12 protein-coding genes are annotated in these 17,252 nt (G+C 40.8%); 9 read left to right on the top strand and 3 right to left on the bottom strand.

Going from position 1 to position 17,252, the window contains the following annotated elements; all coding sequences use genetic code 11:
• Positions 1–55 precede the first annotated feature (55 nt).
• The 3 genes from ABVJ71_RS03125 to ABVJ71_RS03135 all read right to left on the bottom strand — a co-directional run bounded on the left by ABVJ71_RS03125 (position 56) and on the right by ABVJ71_RS03135 (position 4,613).
• A complete protein-coding gene (locus tag ABVJ71_RS03125) occupies positions 56–1,885 on the bottom strand; it encodes an ABC transporter ATP-binding protein (protein ID WP_353855560.1) in 1,830 nt (609 codons plus the stop codon).
• Complete coding sequence (locus ABVJ71_RS03130; RefSeq protein ID WP_353855561.1) at positions 1,882–3,615, bottom strand: ABC transporter ATP-binding protein; 1,734 nt, start codon at positions 3,613–3,615, stop codon at positions 1,882–1,884. The genes ABVJ71_RS03125 and ABVJ71_RS03130 overlap by 4 nt, the downstream gene beginning before the upstream one ends.
• 95 nt (positions 3,616–3,710) lie before the next feature.
• Positions 3,711–4,613, bottom strand: a complete 903-nt coding sequence (locus ABVJ71_RS03135) for a LysR family transcriptional regulator (RefSeq protein WP_353855562.1) — start codon at positions 4,611–4,613, stop codon at positions 3,711–3,713.
• A gap of 152 nt (positions 4,614–4,765) precedes the next feature.
• Here ABVJ71_RS03135 and gltB point away from each other — a divergent pair, with 152 nt between their 5' ends.
• From gltB to ABVJ71_RS03180, 9 genes are all read left to right on the top strand, one after another.
• Positions 4,766–9,337 (top strand): glutamate synthase large subunit, encoded by a 4,572-nt coding sequence (gltB, locus tag ABVJ71_RS03140; protein ID WP_353855563.1) that lies wholly within the window; start codon positions 4,766–4,768, stop codon positions 9,335–9,337.
• A gap of 16 nt (positions 9,338–9,353) precedes the next feature.
• Positions 9,354–10,838: a glutamate synthase small subunit gene (gene gltD / locus ABVJ71_RS03145; RefSeq protein ID WP_353855564.1), complete on the top strand. Its 1,485-nt coding sequence runs from the start codon at positions 9,354–9,356 to the stop codon at positions 10,836–10,838.
• A 485-nt stretch (positions 10,839–11,323) separates the two neighbouring features.
• Entirely contained in the window at positions 11,324–12,025 is a 702-nt protein-coding gene (locus ABVJ71_RS03150; protein ID WP_353855565.1) for a DUF421 domain-containing protein, read from the top strand.
• Positions 12,026–12,052: 27 nt separating this feature from the next.
• Positions 12,053–12,277, top strand: a complete 225-nt coding sequence (locus ABVJ71_RS03155; protein WP_353855566.1) for a hypothetical protein — start codon at positions 12,053–12,055, stop codon at positions 12,275–12,277.
• Positions 12,270–12,428: a pectinesterase family protein gene (locus tag ABVJ71_RS03160; protein WP_353855567.1), complete on the top strand. Its 159-nt coding sequence runs from the start codon at positions 12,270–12,272 to the stop codon at positions 12,426–12,428. Before ABVJ71_RS03155 ends, ABVJ71_RS03160 begins: the two co-directional genes overlap by 8 nt.
• Positions 12,429–12,682: 254 nt before the next feature.
• A complete protein-coding gene (gene dacB, locus ABVJ71_RS03165) occupies positions 12,683–14,098 on the top strand; it encodes a D-alanyl-D-alanine carboxypeptidase/D-alanyl-D-alanine-endopeptidase (protein WP_353855568.1) in 1,416 nt (471 codons plus the stop codon).
• Positions 14,099–14,117: 19 nt separating this feature from the next.
• Entirely contained in the window at positions 14,118–15,482 is a 1,365-nt protein-coding gene (locus tag ABVJ71_RS03170; RefSeq protein ID WP_353855569.1) for an MATE family efflux transporter, read from the top strand.
• A gap of 61 nt (positions 15,483–15,543) precedes the next feature.
• Positions 15,544–16,104, top strand: a complete 561-nt coding sequence (locus ABVJ71_RS03175) for a CatB-related O-acetyltransferase (RefSeq protein ID WP_353855570.1) — start codon at positions 15,544–15,546, stop codon at positions 16,102–16,104.
• Positions 16,105–16,226: 122 nt separating this feature from the next.
• Positions 16,227–17,246, top strand: a complete 1,020-nt coding sequence (locus ABVJ71_RS03180) for an LLM class flavin-dependent oxidoreductase (protein ID WP_353855571.1) — start codon at positions 16,227–16,229, stop codon at positions 17,244–17,246.
• Positions 17,247–17,252: the final 6 nt, after the last annotated feature.

The raw sequence follows: 17,252 nt of genomic DNA on the forward strand, positions 1-17,252 counted from the left end.
ATAGAAAAAGGATAGAAACGCACACTTTTCATGTGTTTCTATCCTTTTCATTTAGTTAACTCACATGATGTTCTGCAAACTGGCTCATATATAAATCCTTATAAAAGCCGTTTTGTTGCAATAGCTCGCTGTGAGTGCCTTTTTCAATAATCGTCCCGTCTTTCATGACTAAAATGAGATCGGCGTCTTTGATCGTCGATAGTCTGTGTGCAATAACGAAGCTCGTTCTGCCTTTCATCAGTTCGTTCATTGCCTTTTGAATATGCATCTCGGTTCGTGTATCCACACTGCTCGTGGCCTCATCTAAAATAAGAATTTTTGGATCAGATAAGATTGCACGGGCAATGGTTAATAGCTGACGTTGACCTTGTGAAAGGTTGCTAGCATCTTCCGTTAAGAGTGTGTCATATCCTTCAGGGAGCGTACGGATGAAATCATCTGCATAGGCATGTTTCGCAGCGTTAATGACATCTTCTTTTGTCACATGCTGCCTGCCATATGCAATGTTATCGTAAATCGTGCCTTCAAAAAGCCACGTATCTTGAAGAACCATCGCAAATAATTCACGGACTTGCTCACGGCTGAGATCTGTGGTTTTTACTCCGCCAATGCGAATAGAGCCCTCATCTAATTCATAAAAACGCATTAACAAGTTAATAATCGTTGTTTTTCCTGCACCTGTTGGTCCTACAATAGCAACCGTTTGTCCTTCATTCACATGCAAGCTCAAGTTTTTAATAATCGGATGATCCTGATCATATCCGAATTGCACTTGTTCAAAGGCCACATCGCCTGTTAGCGATTGAAGATCAATAGACGCTTGCTCTTCGGCACTTTCTTCTTCTTCATCGAGAATTTCAAATACTCTTTCGGCAGAAGCAATGGCTGATTGAACTAAGTTTGCGACACTAGATGCTTGAACAAGCGGCTGTGACATTTGCTGCGTGTACTGGATAAAGGCTTGAACATCCCCAACACGAATGCTGCCATTAATGACAAGAATTCCGCCTGCAACACTCACTGCGACATAGCCAAGGTTCCCGATAAACGTCATCATCGGCATCATAAGACCGGATATGAATTGAGCTTTTCTTGAAGATTCATACAGCCGTTCGTTTAATTGGTCAAATGTATCAATGGCTTTCTTTTCATACCCATATGCACGGACCGTCTGATGACCTGTAAACATTTCATTAATGTGGCCGTTGATCATACCCAGCTCTTTTTGCTGCGCTTTAAAATGCTTTTGAGAAAATGACGTAATGCCTCGAATTGCGATTAGGCTTAGTGGCAGCGTCAAACAAACGAGAAGGGTTAAAAACGGACTGATGAAAAGCATCATGACAACAATACCAATCACTGTAATAACAGAAGTGATCACCTGAGTGAGCGCTTGTTGAAGTGATGTATTAATGTTATCAATATCATTCATCACACGGCTTAGTGTATCCCCATGAGTTGTTTTATCAAAATAACGAAGGGGGAGACGTGTGAGCTTTTCATTTGCTTCGTGTCGTAATTCGGCAATGGTTTCTTGGGATACACCAGCCATGACATATTGTTGGACAAATGAAAAGAGAGCAGCGACGACATACAACAAGAGGAGCAACAATAAAATTCGAGAAATGACATCGTATTGAACGGCTGTTTTTTGTGTAAAACTTTCAAATAGGGAAGAGGTGGCATCCCCGAGTAATTTTGGACTAATCACGTTAAAGACGGTCGAACCGATTGCCGCAATCAGTACAATGATGAGCTGGAATTTTCTTGGGCTTAAATAGCCGGCCAATCGAAGGAGTGTTTTTTTAAATTCCTTCGGCTTTGCTACCGGCCCTCTAGGATGACCGCCTTTATGACCCATCCCGGAAGACATTTTTTTACTCATCCTTGCTGCACCTCCTGACTTCCTTGTGAAGCGACAATCTCTTGATACACGAGATTCTCTTGAATTAATTGTTCATGCGTCCCAATTCCAGCGATTTTCCCTTCATCTAGCACAATGATTTTGTCACTATGTTTCACTGTGCTAATTCTTTGAGCGACAATGATCAGGGCAGAATACTGTTTTTCAGATTCTAACGCTTTCCGAAGCTTGGCATCTGTTTTGTAATCGAGAGCAGAGAAGCTATCGTCAAACAGGTAGAATGCAGGCTTTCTGACGAGTGCTCTTGCAATCGAAAGCCGCTGCTTTTGACCACCAGATAGATTTGATCCACCTTGGTCAATCTCTGCATCGATTCCGCCATCTTTTTGCAAAACAAATTCTTCAGCCTGTGCAGTGCGTAGTGCTTGCCAAATCTCTTCCTCGCTTGCATCCTCGTTACCGAAGCGAACATTATCAGCAATGGTTCCACTGAATAATACGGCTTTTTGCGGAACATAGCCCATTTGACTTCTCAGTATCTCCTGAGGGATTTCTCGGATATCTACACCATCTAGTGTAATCCGTCCCTCTGTGGCTTCGTAAAAGCGAGTCATGAGTTGAAGAAGGGTTGTTTTCCCTGAACCCGTACTTCCAATAATAGCTGTCGTTTCACCAACTTTGGCTTCAAACGTAATTCCTTGAACCGCCGGCTTTTCAGCGTTTGAGTAATAAAATGTCACATCCTCAAAGCGAATAGACTTTATCGGTTGATCAAGGTGAGGAAACGGTTGATCTGCGTCTTGAATCTTTGGCTCCATGTTCAACACTTCGTTCATGCGTTTAGCTGATGCCTGTGCCCTTGGGACCATAATAAAACTCATAGATAGCATAATCAGTGCCATTAAAATCATCATGGCATATTGAATAAAAGCAATTAAATTTCCTACTTCCATTTGCCCAGCATCAATGCGATTTGCGCCAATCCACACAATTCCAATATTCGTAAAGTTCATGATGATGAGCATAAACGGGAACAAATAGGCCATTAACCGATTGACCCTGAGGCCAGTGTCCTTATAGGATGTATTTTCTTCTTGGAAGCGTTCCTTTTCGTCATCGACTCGGTTAAATGCGCGAATGACCCGAATGCCTGAAAGAGATTCTCTCATTATTAAATTCAAGCGGTCTGTTTTTTTCTGGAGCAGACCAAATAGTGGAATGGCTTTTCTTGAAACCAAATAGATAAACCCGCCAAGAAGAGGAAGGGCTGCTAAAAAGATAAGAGATAAGACAGCATCTCTTGAGACAGCTAAAATAATCCCACCGACAAGCATAAGAGGTGCTCTCGTCATCATTTGTAAGATCATAATTGTCACATCTTGTACTTGCTTCACATCATTAGTCGATCTAGTAATGAATGAAGACGTACCGATCTTTTGAAATTCTTCTAACGAAAATTGTTCAACATGGACAAAAAGCTGTCTTCTGATATCACGACCGAAACCTAGCGCAGTCTTTGATGAAAGGTAGGACTTCAAGACAGTGAGTAAGATCGCAAGTAAAGAACAGGCGATCATCCAGCCGCCAACTTTCCATATATAAGTGATGTCTCCTTGGACGATACCAACATCCACTATATCTGCAGTCAGTGTTGGTAAATATAACTGGAGCATGCTACTTAAAAAGGTTAGGATGACAATGGTCACAACGGATAGCCGATAAGGCTTTAAAAACGACAAGATTGATTTCATAAGATTACCTTTCTTCCATTATAGTCTGTTGTTCTGTCACTCATCATATACAAAAAGAGATTATTTCTACAAATGAATTGTCTTGTTTTAATGAACTATTTATATTGTTCAATTTTTGAAAAGAAATCCTTCACGAAAAAATAGAAATCATGTGCAGAAGGAGACATCTCTCTTGCTTTAGAAGCAATAATCCCAACCGTTCTTCGTACATGAGGAAAATCAATTGGAATTTTCACCGTAAACCTCGGTGTTGTTTCATAAAAGGCACTTTCGGGTAATAAGGTAACACCCATCCCAGCCGATACTAAACCTTTAATTGCATCCAAATCCTCACCTTCTGACGATATAGTCGGCTCATATCCAGCCTGCTTGCATGCATCGACCGCAATTTGTCTCAGCACGTACCCTTCAGGAAATAAAACGAAATGATCTTTTCTCAAATCACTTAAATGAATACTGCTTTGTCCGCTAAAAGGATGACTAATAGGCAAGAGTGCGTAAATGCTTTCTGAAAACAGAATATTAGCTTCTATTTGAGGATCATTCGTCGGTACAGGTCCTAAAAAGGCGAGATCAATATCTCGATTTTTTACAGCGTCAATTAAAAATTTATATGAACCTTGACGAAGTAAAAAATCGACCTCTGGATATTCCTGCTTAAAAGCAGAAATGACAGAAGGAAGCACCTGGCTTGCAAGACTTGTAGGAAATCCAATGTTTACTGTTCCTTTATGTGGATTTAGGTATTCATCAACTTGTTCCTTTGCATAATCAATTGCCTTTAATGCAGTTCTGACATGATCTAAAAATTGTCTGCCGATTTTCGTTAATTTAATATTACGTCCTTCTCGTTCAAACAAGGCGACTCCGAGTTCTTCTTCTAAATTGGCAATCTGGCGGCTGATAGCAGATTGCGCGACGTGTAAGTTTTCTGCTGCTTCTGACACGTGTTCACGGTCAGCAACTTCTACAAAATAACGTAACTGACGAAGCTCCATTTTTGCAGTTCACACCCATCTATCTCAAAAAGAGATTGTTTTGATCTAAATTATATATTGTTTATATCAATTTGAAAACTTAAAATAAGTTACAGAGTTTGTGAGATTTTATCACTGTGAAAAAACGGATCTGTAAACGGGGGAGAGAAACGATGACTTATAATCAACTACCACAACCACAAGGTCTCTACCGTCCTGAATTTGAACATGATGCATGTGGAATCGGACTGTACGCCCATTTAAAAGGGAAGGCGACACATAGCATCGTCAAAAAGGGATTACAAATGCTGTGCCAGCTCGATCACCGCGGCGGGCAAGGCAGTGATCCGTATACAGGTGATGGTGCCGGTTTAATGGTACAACTGCCAGATGCTTTCTTTAGAAAGAACTGCAAAGAATTTACACTTCCTGAAAAGGGTCGTTACGGGGTAGGAATGGTCTTCTTTTCAAAAGATGATGATGAAAAAACTCGGCAAGCCATCGAACAGAAAATCAACGGATTCATTAAACAAGAAGGCCAAACGTTAATTGGCTGGAGGACGGTTCCTGTCGATGCTGGGAAAATCGGTACTGTCGCAGCGAAAAGCTGTCCAGTTGTAAGGCAAGTGTTTATTGGAGCAAATGAAAACGTATCAGATCGTTTGTCATTTGAAAGAAAATTATATGTCATTCGTAAGCAGGCTGAAAATTGGGGAATCAAAGAAGAAAAACAATTTTACTTTGTCAGCCTATCAAGTCAAACCATTGTATACAAGGGGCTTTTAACATCAGATCAAGTCGATGATTTTTATCTTGATCTTCAGGATGAAACATTTGTCTCTGCATTTTCACTTGTTCATTCCAGATTTAGTACAAACACATTTCCTACATGGGAAAGAGCTCATCCAAACCGTTATTTAATTCATAACGGAGAAATTAACACTTTACGAGGAAACATCAATTGGATGAGAGCGAGAGAACAACAATTCGTGTCTGAAGCTTTCGGAGAAGATCTAAACAAGATTTTGCCAGTGCTAAATGCAGACGGAAGTGATTCATCCATATTAGATAATGCCTTTGAATTCTTTGTGCTTGCTGGCCGTACACCTGCTCATGCAGCAATGATGCTGATTCCAGAACCATGGACAGAAAATACACACATGTCAAAAGAGAAACGGGCATTTTACGAATATCACAGTTCTTTAATGGAGCCGTGGGATGGACCAACGGCCATTTCTTTTACAGATGGTAAACAAATTGGGGCCATCTTAGACCGTAACGGATTAAGACCGGCAAGATATTACGTCACAAATGACGATCATATCATTTTTTCTTCAGAAGTAGGCGTGATTGAAACAAATGAGGAAGATGTGAAATATAAAGATCGTCTTGAGCCTGGAAAAATGCTTTTAATCGATCTAGAAGAAGGAAGAATTATTTCTGATGAAGAAGTGAAGTCCACCATTTCCAATGAGCTTCCTTATCAAAAATGGCTTGATGAAGAGATGATTCATGTCAATCCAACAGAAGAAAATTCAGAAAATTCTAGTATAATGAATGATCTGCTAGCTCGTCAGCGCGCTTTCCATTATACGTACGAAGACATTCAGAAGTATTTAATTCCTTTATTGGAGGAAGGCAAGGATCCAATCGGTTCAATGGGAAGTGACACACCACTTGCGGTTTTATCAGATCAGCCGCAATCACTATTCAACTATTTCAAGCAGCTGTTTGCACAGGTGACCAACCCACCGATTGATGCGATCCGTGAGCAGCTCGTGACATCAACCATGACATGGTTAGGTGCAGAGGGGAATATTCTTCACCCGAATGAATATTCATGCCGTAGAATCAAACTTTATACACCTGTCTTAACAAGCGGGCAATTTAACGGGTTGAAAACAATCGTTCATAATGCCTTTAAAAGTAAAACGATTCATACACTTTTTACAAATGATTTAAAGCGCGGGCTTGATACGATGTTTGAAGAGGCGGAAAAAGCCATTCGCGAAGGGATTTCCTTATTGATTCTATCAGATCGCGAGATGACAGAACAAAAGGTCCCGATTCCATCACTTCTTGCTTTAAGTGCTCTTCATCAACATCTTGTACGTCGAGGCTTAAGAACGAAAGTGAGCCTCATCGTCGAGTCTGGAGAAGTAAGAGAGGTCCATCATTTCGCCGCACTGATTGGCTACGGAGCAGATGCGATCCATCCTTATTTAGTCTATGAAACATATAAGCAACTCATTGATGAAGAAGTGATTTCCATCAGCTTTGATGAAGCGGTCACAAGGTTTGGGAAAAGCGTGACCGAGGGAGTTGTAAAAGTCATGTCTAAAGTGGGTATTTCCACTGTACAGAGTTATAGAGGTGCACAAATTTTTGAAGCAGTCGGCATTAGTGAAGATGTCATTCAAGCATATTTCACTGGAACAGCTTCACAGATTGGCGGAATTGATCTCGACACAATCGCTAGTGAAGCAAAGCTTCGCCATCAAGCGGGGTATCAGGCTTCTACTGATCAAACGCTAGAATCAGGAAGTGAATTCCAATGGAGAAAAAATGGGGAACATCATGCCTTTAATCCAAAAACCATTCATACTCTTCAATGGGCATGCCGTAAAAATGATTATGACCTATTCAAGCAATATTCAAAGGCAGCAGACGAAGAAAGAATCGGGTTCTTAAGAAACCTGTTCGCTTTTACTCCAAAACAAAAGCCGGTTCCTCTGGAAGAGGTTGAATCTGCTGAATCTATTGTGCGCCGCTTTAAGACAGGGGCCATGTCCTTCGGATCCTTAAGTAAGGAAGCACATGAGGCACTTGCTATTGCAATGAACCGCATTGGCGGTAAAAGTAACAGCGGGGAAGGCGGAGAAGACCCTGCACGTTTCACAGTCGATGAACAAGGTAACGATACCAGAAGCGCCATTAAACAAATTGCCTCAGGTCGCTTTGGAGTAAAGAGTCATTACTTGGTTAATGCAGATGAATTGCAAATTAAAATGGCACAAGGCGCAAAGCCAGGGGAAGGCGGTCAGCTCCCTGGAAATAAAGTGTATCCTTGGGTGGCAGATGTACGTGGTTCTACACCAGGTGTCGGTCTGATTTCACCGCCTCCACATCATGATATTTATTCAATTGAGGATTTGGCTCAGCTCATTCACGATTTGAAAAATGCAAACCGTGATGCCCGCATTAGTGTGAAGCTAGTCTCTAAAGCAGGTGTCGGAACGATTGCAGCAGGTGTGGCAAAAGGCACTGCAGATGTCATTGTCATCAGTGGTTATGACGGAGGAACTGGTGCTTCGCCAAAAACAAGTATTAAACATACTGGACTTCCTTGGGAGCTCGGTTTGGCAGAAGCGCATCAAACACTCGTCTTAAACGGCTTGCGTGAGCGAGTGGTACTAGAAACCGACGGAAAATTAATGACTGGCCGCGATGTCGTCATGGCTGCGATTTTAGGAGCAGAAGAATACGGTTTTGCAACAGCACCGCTTGTCGTCCTAGGATGTGTGATGATGAGAGCATGTCATTTAGATACTTGTCCAGTTGGCGTTGCTACACAAAATCCAGAACTTCGCAAGAAATTCATGGGTGACCCCGATCATGTTGTGAACTTCATGATGTTTATTGCAGAGGAAGTAAGAGAAATCTTAGCAGAACTTGGGTTTACATCAATGGATGAATTAATTGGGCGTACTGATGTTTTAGCAGTTAGTGATCGCGCGAAAGCACACTGGAAAGCAAAGCAGCTCAACTTGGATACACTGCTTTATCAACCAGAAGGGGCTCGAACCTTCAGAACACCGCAAAATCACAAAATTGATGAATCACTCGATATGAATGAGATTCTTCCTTATGTGCAGGAAGCGCTGAATCATCAAACACCGGTTGATCTATCACTCAAAATTCGAAATATCAATCGTGTCGCCGGAACCATTACAGGCAGCGAGGTATCTAAACGCTACGGCGAAGAAGGATTGCCTGAAGATACGATCACCCTTCGTTTCACTGGCTCAGCAGGGCAAAGCTTTGGCGCATTTGTTCCAAAAGGGATGTCTTTATATTTAACGGGTGATGCCAATGATTATGTCGGCAAAGGACTCTCCGGAGGAAAGATTGTTGTCAAAACATCTGATCAATTTGTGCAAAACGGACATGAAAATGTCATAGTCGGTAACGTTGCATTTTACGGTGCGACAAGCGGCAAAGCGTATATCAATGGACGTGCAGGTGAACGATTTGCCGTTCGTAATTCAGGTGTGAATGTTGTCGTTGAAGGTATCGGTGATCATGGCTGTGAGTACATGACTGGCGGACGTGTCGTCATTTTAGGCAGTGTTGGGAAGAACTTTGGTGCAGGGATGTCTGGCGGTGTTGCTTACGTGCATACGTCAGATGCGAAGCAGTTCAAAAGAATGTGTAATTTGGAAATGATCATGTTTGAAAAACTCATAGATCATGAAGAAGAACTAGAAGTAAAACAAATGATTAAGGAGCATCTTGACTATACAAACAGTTCAAAAGCTTCTCAGCTTTTAGAAAACTGGGATAAAGAAAAGAATCAATTCATCAAAATCATTCCGACAAATTACAAAAAGATGCTTCAAAGCATTGAAGAACAAAAGCAAGCTGGTCTCAGTCATGAAGAAGCTGTCATGTTCGCATTTGAGGCAAATACGAAACCAAAAAATAAAGACACGGCAAACGGGCAAAAAGCAGCCCTTGCTCATTAAGAAAGGGGAGAGGACAATGGGCAAAGCAACAGGTTTTATGGAATATAAACGAGAAAAGCCAAATGAACGTGACCCTCTCACTCGCCAAAATGACTGGAAAGAATATTCAGCTCCATATACAGATGAGGTATTAAAGAAGCAGGGTGCTAGATGTATGGATTGCGGGACGCCGTTTTGTCAAATTGGGATGGAAATTAGGGGTGGCGTTTCCGGTTGCCCGATCTACAATTTAATCCCAGAGTGGAATGATCTTGTGTATCGCGGAAGATGGAAAGAAGCGCTTGAAAGACTGCAAAAAACGAATAATTTCCCTGAATTTACGGGGAGAGTATGCCCAGCACCTTGTGAAGGCTCTTGCACAGTTGCCATTCATGATCCACCCGTATCAATTAAAAATATTGAACGGACGATTATTGACAAAGGCTTTGAGAATGGATGGATTAATCCTAGAATTCCTTCAAACCGCACTGGCAAAAAGATTGCCATTGTAGGATCAGGACCAGCAGGACTTGCAAGTGCTGATCAATTAAATCAGGCAGGACACTCCGTCACAGTGTTTGAACGATCCGATCGTCTTGGCGGGCTTCTCACCTACGGGATTCCAAATATGAAGCTAGATAAAGAGGTTGTAGAGCGCAGAGTCAAACTTCTTCGACAAGAAGGCATTGACTTTGTGACCAATACCGAAATCGGTGTAGATGTGACAGCAGATGAGCTAAAAAGACAATTTGATGCTATTATCCTTTGCACTGGTGCACAAAAACAAAGGGATTTATTAATTGAAGGCCGAGAAGCAAAAGGGATTCACCTTGCGATGGATTATTTGACACTTGCAACGAAAAGCATGCTTGATTCTGGATTTAAAGATAAGAATTTTATTGACGCCAAAGGAAAAGACGTGATTGTCATTGGCGGAGGGGATACAGGGGCTGACTGTGTAGCGACTGCACTTCGCCAAAAAGCAAAAAGTGTTGTTCAGTTCGGGAAGCATCCAAAGCTTCCAGATACACGTATAGGGGATAATATGTGGCCTGAGCAACCTTATGTCTTCTCATTAGATTATGCTTATGAAGAAGCACAGGCAAAATTCGGAGAAGATCCGCGCCAATATTCCATTCAAACGACAAAGATGGTGGCTGATCAAAATGGAAAATTAAAAGAGCTTCATACTATTCAAATGGAAAAAGTGAAAAACGAACAAGGGAAGTTTGAATTTCATGAAATTCCAGGAACAGAAAAAGTGTGGCCAGCTCAGCTTGTCTTTATTGCGATTGGTTTTGAGGGAGCTGAACAGCCACTAGTGAAACACTTTGGTGTAAACAGCAAAAACAATCGAATTGACGCAAAATATGGGGAGTTTACAACAAATGTAGAAGGCGTGTTTGCAGCGGGAGATGCAAGACGCGGTCAAAGTCTGATTGTCTGGGCCATTAACGAAGGCAGACAAGTAGCACATGAGGTGGACCGTTATTTAATGGGGAGTTCGGTCCTGCCGAAGTAGGTCAAACAAAGGGTGTTTATCAAATAGAGCAAATTGATATGCTCTCCTAAAGGTAGACAGATGAAATAAAAATCTGATTGCCGCCTTAGGGGAGTTTTTTCATGGCTTTTTATGATGCCAATATGGTTTGATACACCATCACTTTTTTCCGCTACAACTAGGGAAAACAGTCGCTGGCGATACGCTTGAGTTAGCTGATTTTCAATCTAACAAGCAGTTAAAGCCATTGAAAAACGATGCGTCATAAAAGCGGAGTACTTGCTAATGGAATGGTGAGCGGATCATGTATTCTGTCCGATGCATGTTTGGAAGATTGATCTTTCATCAGGTTCTCTTCAAGCACCAGATGACGTATGCGTCAAAAATCGTATGAAACATATATTAAGGGAGACGACGCCTTTATTTTACTGCCCTCATAAGTAGTTTAGATCCTTCCTTTCATGTACATGCTGTAAGTAAATGCTGTAAGAGAGGAAGGTTTTTCTGTGCCATTTTTTAGTATTTTTATTGAGCTGGTAATTGGTTTTTTTGCTTTGTTTTTTATTACAAAATTATTAGGAAAAACACAATTTGCACAAATTACCCCTTTTGATTTTATTTCTGCACTGATATTAGGGGAAATGGTCGGTAATGCCATTTTTGACCAAGAGATTAACTTTTTACACATTCTCTTTGCCGTAGGTGTTTGGGGCGTCCTGATCTACACAGTTGAATGGCTTTCGCAAAGATTTAAATCGATTCGTGCTTTTTTAGAAGGAAGACCGACGCTTGTCATTGATAAGGGGCACATTCACTACAACCGTTTGAAAAAGAATATGCTTGATTTGAATCAGCTACAGACGCTCATAAGAGCAAAAGGCCATTTTGCTCTAAATGAAATTGAATACGCCATTTTAGAAACTGACGGCTCTGTCAGTGTCCTTCCTAAAATTAAGTACACACCTGCTACAGCAGAAGATGTGAATGTGAAAGGAAAAGAAGTCAAATTGCCTAGAACATTCATCATTGATGGGGAAATTTTAAAAAAAGACTTACAAGAAGCAGGTTTTGATGAGACGTGGCTCAAACAACAGTTAAAGCGGCAGCATATCTCTTCCCATAAAGATGTCCTATTCTGTGAATGGATTGAAAATGAAGGCATTTATGCGATGAAATATGAGAAGTCTGAAAAAACATCCACAAAATAAAGCGGCGGGTGTTTTTTCATCCAATGAATGAACATTTTTGGCTCAGCCACTGCTGTGTTTAAAAATGCTGAAATAAAAAGTCTTGGAGATGGGTATATTACTGCAGCATTCACTACAGAAACACAAAAGTTCGGTTACGTTTTTATTGATTCAACTTTAAAAAAGGAAACAGCAAGTACCCAATCCGTTTATTTAGGTCAGCCTTGTAGACCTCATTCAGCCGTGACTTTTCCTGCATACAAAAATGGATGATCATATCAAACTAGAGGGGTGGCATAATTGGAATCACCCTGATCATGAAAGAACCGCTCGATACAGAGAATATGGGTCAACCGGAACTGGGAGCAACGTGACAAAACGCGTCAAATGGTCAACCATTCTATCAAAGAGCGAAGCCAATTAAATAACGGTTCAAGCTGTTCTTCGGGGAGACGATGGGTGGAATCCAGATAAAATAAAGAGCTTGTCAGTTTACCTCAAAAAAAACTGACCTTACTGTTTAAAAAACCTTTGAGAACAAACGTTCTTTTGTGTATAATGAACATAATCTTCTCTAAGTGATACTGTTTCAAAAAAAGGAGGGGTTGCGTGAAGCGTTTTTCTCAGTTCATTTTCTTGCAAGTTTGCATGGTTTTCATTTTATTCCTGCCTTTTTCCATGAAAGATGAACAACTAACAGCTCGTACTGATCAAACGGAATGGATGACAGCATTAGACAAGTTGATTCGAACATCACCTGATCTAGATGGCGCAATCTCAGGCATTAGCGTCCGCGATACTTCTGACACCTCTCTTCTTTACGAACACCAAGCTGACATCAGACTGACTCCCGCTTCCAATATGAAACTCTTCACATCAGCCATAGCCCTTGATATACTTGGTGAAAAACACACATTTCCTACAGACATATGGATGGACGGATCTATCCGAAAGAAAGCATTAAATGGCAATCTTTATCTCCGAGGAACAGGAGACCCGACTTTATTAGAGCAGGACTTTGCTGCATTAGCAAAACAGGTCAAAAAGGCAGGAATACATACCATTAGCGGGCATCTTGTGGCAGATGATACATGGTTTGACGATACCCGTCATTCTATTGACCTCCCGTGGAGTGACGAAGATCAATATTACGGCGCGCAAATATCTGCTCTCACAGCTTCGCCTAATCGAGACTATGATGCAGGAACAATCATTGTCGAAGTAAAACCAGGAAAAAAAGCAGGTCATAAGGCAACATATCATATAACCCCTAATACCGACATCGTTCATGTGGTCAACAAAGTAAAAACTGTACCTGACGGAAGGCAAAAGAAAATCTCTTTTAAGCGCTCTCACGGTACAAACGAAATCACTTTAACTGGTACGATCCCGCTCAATGCCAGTTCAGTAAGACAATGGGTCGCATTATGGGAGCCAACAAACTATGCATTAGACTTAATGAAACGTGCGCTCAAGTCAGAGGGAATCCAGGTCAAAGGACAAGTGAAAACAAAACAAATCCCCAAAAAAGCAAAGAAAATAGCTGTCCATTCATCCATTCCTTTATCAGAGTTGCTGGTTCCTATGATGAAATTAAGCAACAATACCCATGCAGACATTTTGCTAAAGGAACTTGGAAAGAAGGTCAAGAACAAAGGAAGCTTTGAAGAAGGACTAGACGTTTTAAATGAACGGCTGCCCGCATTTGGTATCAATACTGCACGTACGGTGTTAAGAGATGGTTCCGGGATATCACCGATGAATCTTGTGTCTGCAAATCAGCTCACTCTTTTCCTAACGAAGATTCAAAAGGAAAAATGGTTCAATACTTATTTAGATGCTCTCCCGTTAGCGGGGGCAAGTGACCGAATGATTGGGGGAACATTAAGAAACAGATTGAAAGGACCGGCTACACTTGGAAAGGTACGGGCGAAAACAGGTTCATTAACTACCGTTAGTACACTTTCTGGTTATATCGAAACACAGGGAGGAAAGACACTTGCTTTCTCGATTTTATTGAACCATCTTGTTGATGATGAAAAAGGAAAAGAAATAGAAGACCAAATTGTCAGCTTTTTAGCCGAGAATCTTTAGAAAGAGAAGGAGATACAACATGACGTTAAATAACAATCAATTATTAAAAAAAATGTCCATTTTTCTTGTACCGCTTTTATTAAGCAATATTTTACAATCGATTGGACAGCTTGTTTCCATTGTATTTGTAGGTAGGTGGATTGGAGAGGATGCAGTAGCTGCTATTTCTGCATTCTTTCCGCTTTTCTTTTTACTCGTTTCTTTTTCAATTGGGATTGGATCAGGAAGTTCCATCCTCATTGGACAAGCTTATGGAGCAAAAAACGAAAAGAGTTTAAAGGAAATCATTGGAACAACCCTATCGTTTACCTTTTTAATCGGATTAAGTTTGGCCATCATTGGAGGATTTTTTGCGACGGATATTTTAAAAATCATGGGAACACCTGCAAATATTATTGAGGAAAGTGCAGCATATGCCAGAATTCTATTTATCTCTATGCCGATTTTATTTCTTTATTTTGTGTATACGACATTTTTACGAGGAACTGGCGATTCGAAAACGCCTTTTTATTTCTTAATAATTAGTACCGGAACGAATATTTTGCTACTTCCGATCCTTTTATTCGGCTGGCTAGGACTACCCGCTTTCGGATTGTACGGCGCTGCGTATGCCTCTGTTATTTCAACAATCGTGACGTTCATTATTCTCCATATTTATCTATTTAAGACAAAGCACCCACTGCGTATAGATGCATCTGTCAGAAAGCACCTAGTCATGAAAGGGGATTTATTAAAAACTTTATTAAAATTAAGTATCCCTTCTAGTATTAATATGATCTTGATTTCTTTATCGGAAATTGCTGTAATTTCTTTTGTTAACGATTATGGATCACAGGCTACAGCTGCTTATGGTGTTGTCAATCAAGTGGTGAGTTACGTTCAAATGCCGGCGGTTAGCCTTGGTATTGCAGTTTCCATCTTTGCGGCTCAATTTATAGGTTCAGGGAATAACAATCGTCTCAAGGATGTCATTCAAATAGGGCTAGGATTAAACTTTGCCATTGGCGGTTTAATCATTGTCTTCGTCTATATTTTTGCTCCTCAGATTTTATCAATCTTTTTAACAGATCCTCAAACGATTGACATTGCATATAGTTTAGTAGTCATTACATTATGGAGTTATCTCATTTTTGGTACGGCTCAAATCGTTGCTGCAACCATGAGAGCAAGTGGAACAGTATTATGGCCGACGATCTTTAGTATTTGTTCTATATGGCTTGTTGAAGTTCCAGTCGCTTATGTGCTGTCACACTACACTTCACTTGGCATCAAAGGGATCTGGATAGGTTATCCTGCAGCCTTTTTTGTGAACTTACTACTTCAATACGGCTACTACAAGCTTGTATGGAAGAAAAAACAGATTGTAGCGCTTGTCCAATCATAATGGAATAGTTCCTATTGGCATATACATACTAAGATCAATTGCTTAGGAGGTCTGATCTTATATGTTTCTAAACCAAAGAAGTGAACTCACCTCGTATGATATCGGTGATTTTTCTTATGCCGGACCGGACTTTCAAGTGCTCTCATGGGGAGAAGGAGCCACTTTAAAAATAGGGAAATTTTGCTCCATTGCCAATGAAGTGAAAATTTTTCTGGGTGGCGAGCACCGAACAGATTGGGTCACCACGTATCCGTTTAACCAAATTTTCAAAGAAGCTGCCCATATAAGAGGGCATCCAAAATCAAAAGGAGATGTTCAAATCGGACACGATGTCTGGATTGGATATGGTGCAACCATTATGTCAGGTGTAAGCATAGGAAATGGGGCAGTGATTGGTGCAAACAGCGTGATCACAAAAGATGTGCCACCATATGCAATCGTTGCAGGAAACCCGCAGCAACTCATGAAATATCGGTTTTCTCATGACAAGATTGAAAAACTTCAAACATTAAAATGGTGGGATTTAGAGTTTTCCAGTCTACAATCTATTTTTCATCTCTTACAATCAAATGATATTGAAACCTGTATAAACACAATAGAAGAAATAAAAAAGAAAGGTTGAAGAGGCCTTTCTCTAGCTTGTAGACCCTGTCTACAAGCTGAATTCTTTAAAAGTGAAATGATTTTATGTTATGGTGTTGAATGAATCTAGTGTGATTTTTGATAGAAATGGGGACATCATTCATGAGTCAATCAGTTTTACAGCGCACGCCTTATTCCGTTTTGAATTTATCATCTGTGACAGAAGGCGGCACAATTAGAGAGTCCTTTCAGCATAGTATGGATTTAGCTCAGAAAGCGGAGAAGTGGGGTTTTAATAGATACTGGCTTGCAGAACATCATAATATGGAAGGGATCGCAAGCTCTGCAACATCGGTCTTGATTGGATATATTGCTGGCGGAACCGAAAAGATTCGGGTTGGATCTGGCGGCATTATGCTTCCAAACCACTCTTCACTTGTCATTGCAGAACAGTTTGGAACACTTGAAACATTATATCCAGGGAGAATTGATTTAGGACTTGGTAGGGCACCGGGAACTGATCAGCTAACTGCACGTGCTCTTAGACGAAACCTTCACAATGGAGAAGATTTTCCGGAACAGCTTGAAGAACTTCGGCAATATTTAAAACCAACAGGTCAGGTCAAAAATCAGGTAAGGGCTGTTCCAGGGGAAGGACTAGACATTCCAATCTGGCTACTCGGCTCTAGCGGGTTTAGTGCAAGACTTGCAGGAGCACTTGGATTGCCTTTTGCCTTTGCTGCTCATTTTTCACCTAAAAATACAATTCCTGCTTTAGAAATATACAGGCAGTCGTTCACGCCTTCCGATGTTTTAAAAGAGCCTTATGCCATGGTTTGTGTAACGGTTTTGGCGGCTGATCAAACAGAGAAAGCCGAGTATTTAGCAACCTCACACTATCAGCGTTTCTTAAGTCTGATTCGTAATACACCTGGAAAACTAAAACCGCCTGTTGAAAGTATGGACGGACTTTGGAGCCCTTATGAAAAGGCAATGGTTAATGAACAACTAAGTTCGACAATCATTGGAGATAAACAAAAGGTGAAAAAAGAATTAGAAGCTTTTATTAAATCCACTCAAGCTGACGAAGTGATGATTCATTCAGACATGTTTGATCATCATGAAAGAATGCGTTCTTACGAGATTATTGCGGAAATCTTTCAAGAGGAACAAAAGAAATAATGAATA

The organism is Bacillus sp. Bos-x628, from assembly GCF_040500475.1.
Lineage (GTDB): Bacteria > Bacillota > Bacilli > Bacillales > Bacillaceae > Bacillus > Bacillus maqinnsis.

What these genes read in the sequence shown, in the direction of transcription:
- gltB (WP_353855563.1), top strand. Translation starts at nt 4,766, where the DNA reads ATGACTTATAATCAACTACCACAACCACAAGGTCTCTACCGTCCTGAA.
- ABVJ71_RS03180 (WP_353855571.1), top strand. Translation starts at nt 16,227, where the DNA reads ATGAGTCAATCAGTTTTACAGCGCACGCCTTATTCCGTTTTGAATTTA.
- ABVJ71_RS03155 (WP_353855566.1), top strand. Translation starts at nt 12,053, where the DNA reads ATGAACATTTTTGGCTCAGCCACTGCTGTGTTTAAAAATGCTGAAATA.
- ABVJ71_RS03135 (WP_353855562.1), bottom strand. Translation starts at nt 4,613, where the DNA reads ATGGAGCTTCGTCAGTTACGTTATTTTGTAGAAGTTGCTGACCGTGAA.
- dacB (WP_353855568.1), top strand. Translation starts at nt 12,683, where the DNA reads ATGAAAGATGAACAACTAACAGCTCGTACTGATCAAACGGAATGGATG.
- ABVJ71_RS03130 (WP_353855561.1), bottom strand. Translation starts at nt 3,615, where the DNA reads ATGAAATCAATCTTGTCGTTTTTAAAGCCTTATCGGCTATCCGTTGTG.
- ABVJ71_RS03125 (WP_353855560.1), bottom strand. Translation starts at nt 1,885, where the DNA reads ATGAGTAAAAAAATGTCTTCCGGGATGGGTCATAAAGGCGGTCATCCT.
- gltD (WP_353855564.1), top strand. Translation starts at nt 9,354, where the DNA reads ATGGGCAAAGCAACAGGTTTTATGGAATATAAACGAGAAAAGCCAAAT.
- ABVJ71_RS03160 (WP_353855567.1), top strand. Translation starts at nt 12,270, where the DNA reads ATGGATGATCATATCAAACTAGAGGGGTGGCATAATTGGAATCACCCT.
- ABVJ71_RS03170 (WP_353855569.1), top strand. Translation starts at nt 14,118, where the DNA reads ATGACGTTAAATAACAATCAATTATTAAAAAAAATGTCCATTTTTCTT.
- ABVJ71_RS03175 (WP_353855570.1), top strand. Translation starts at nt 15,544, where the DNA reads ATGTTTCTAAACCAAAGAAGTGAACTCACCTCGTATGATATCGGTGAT.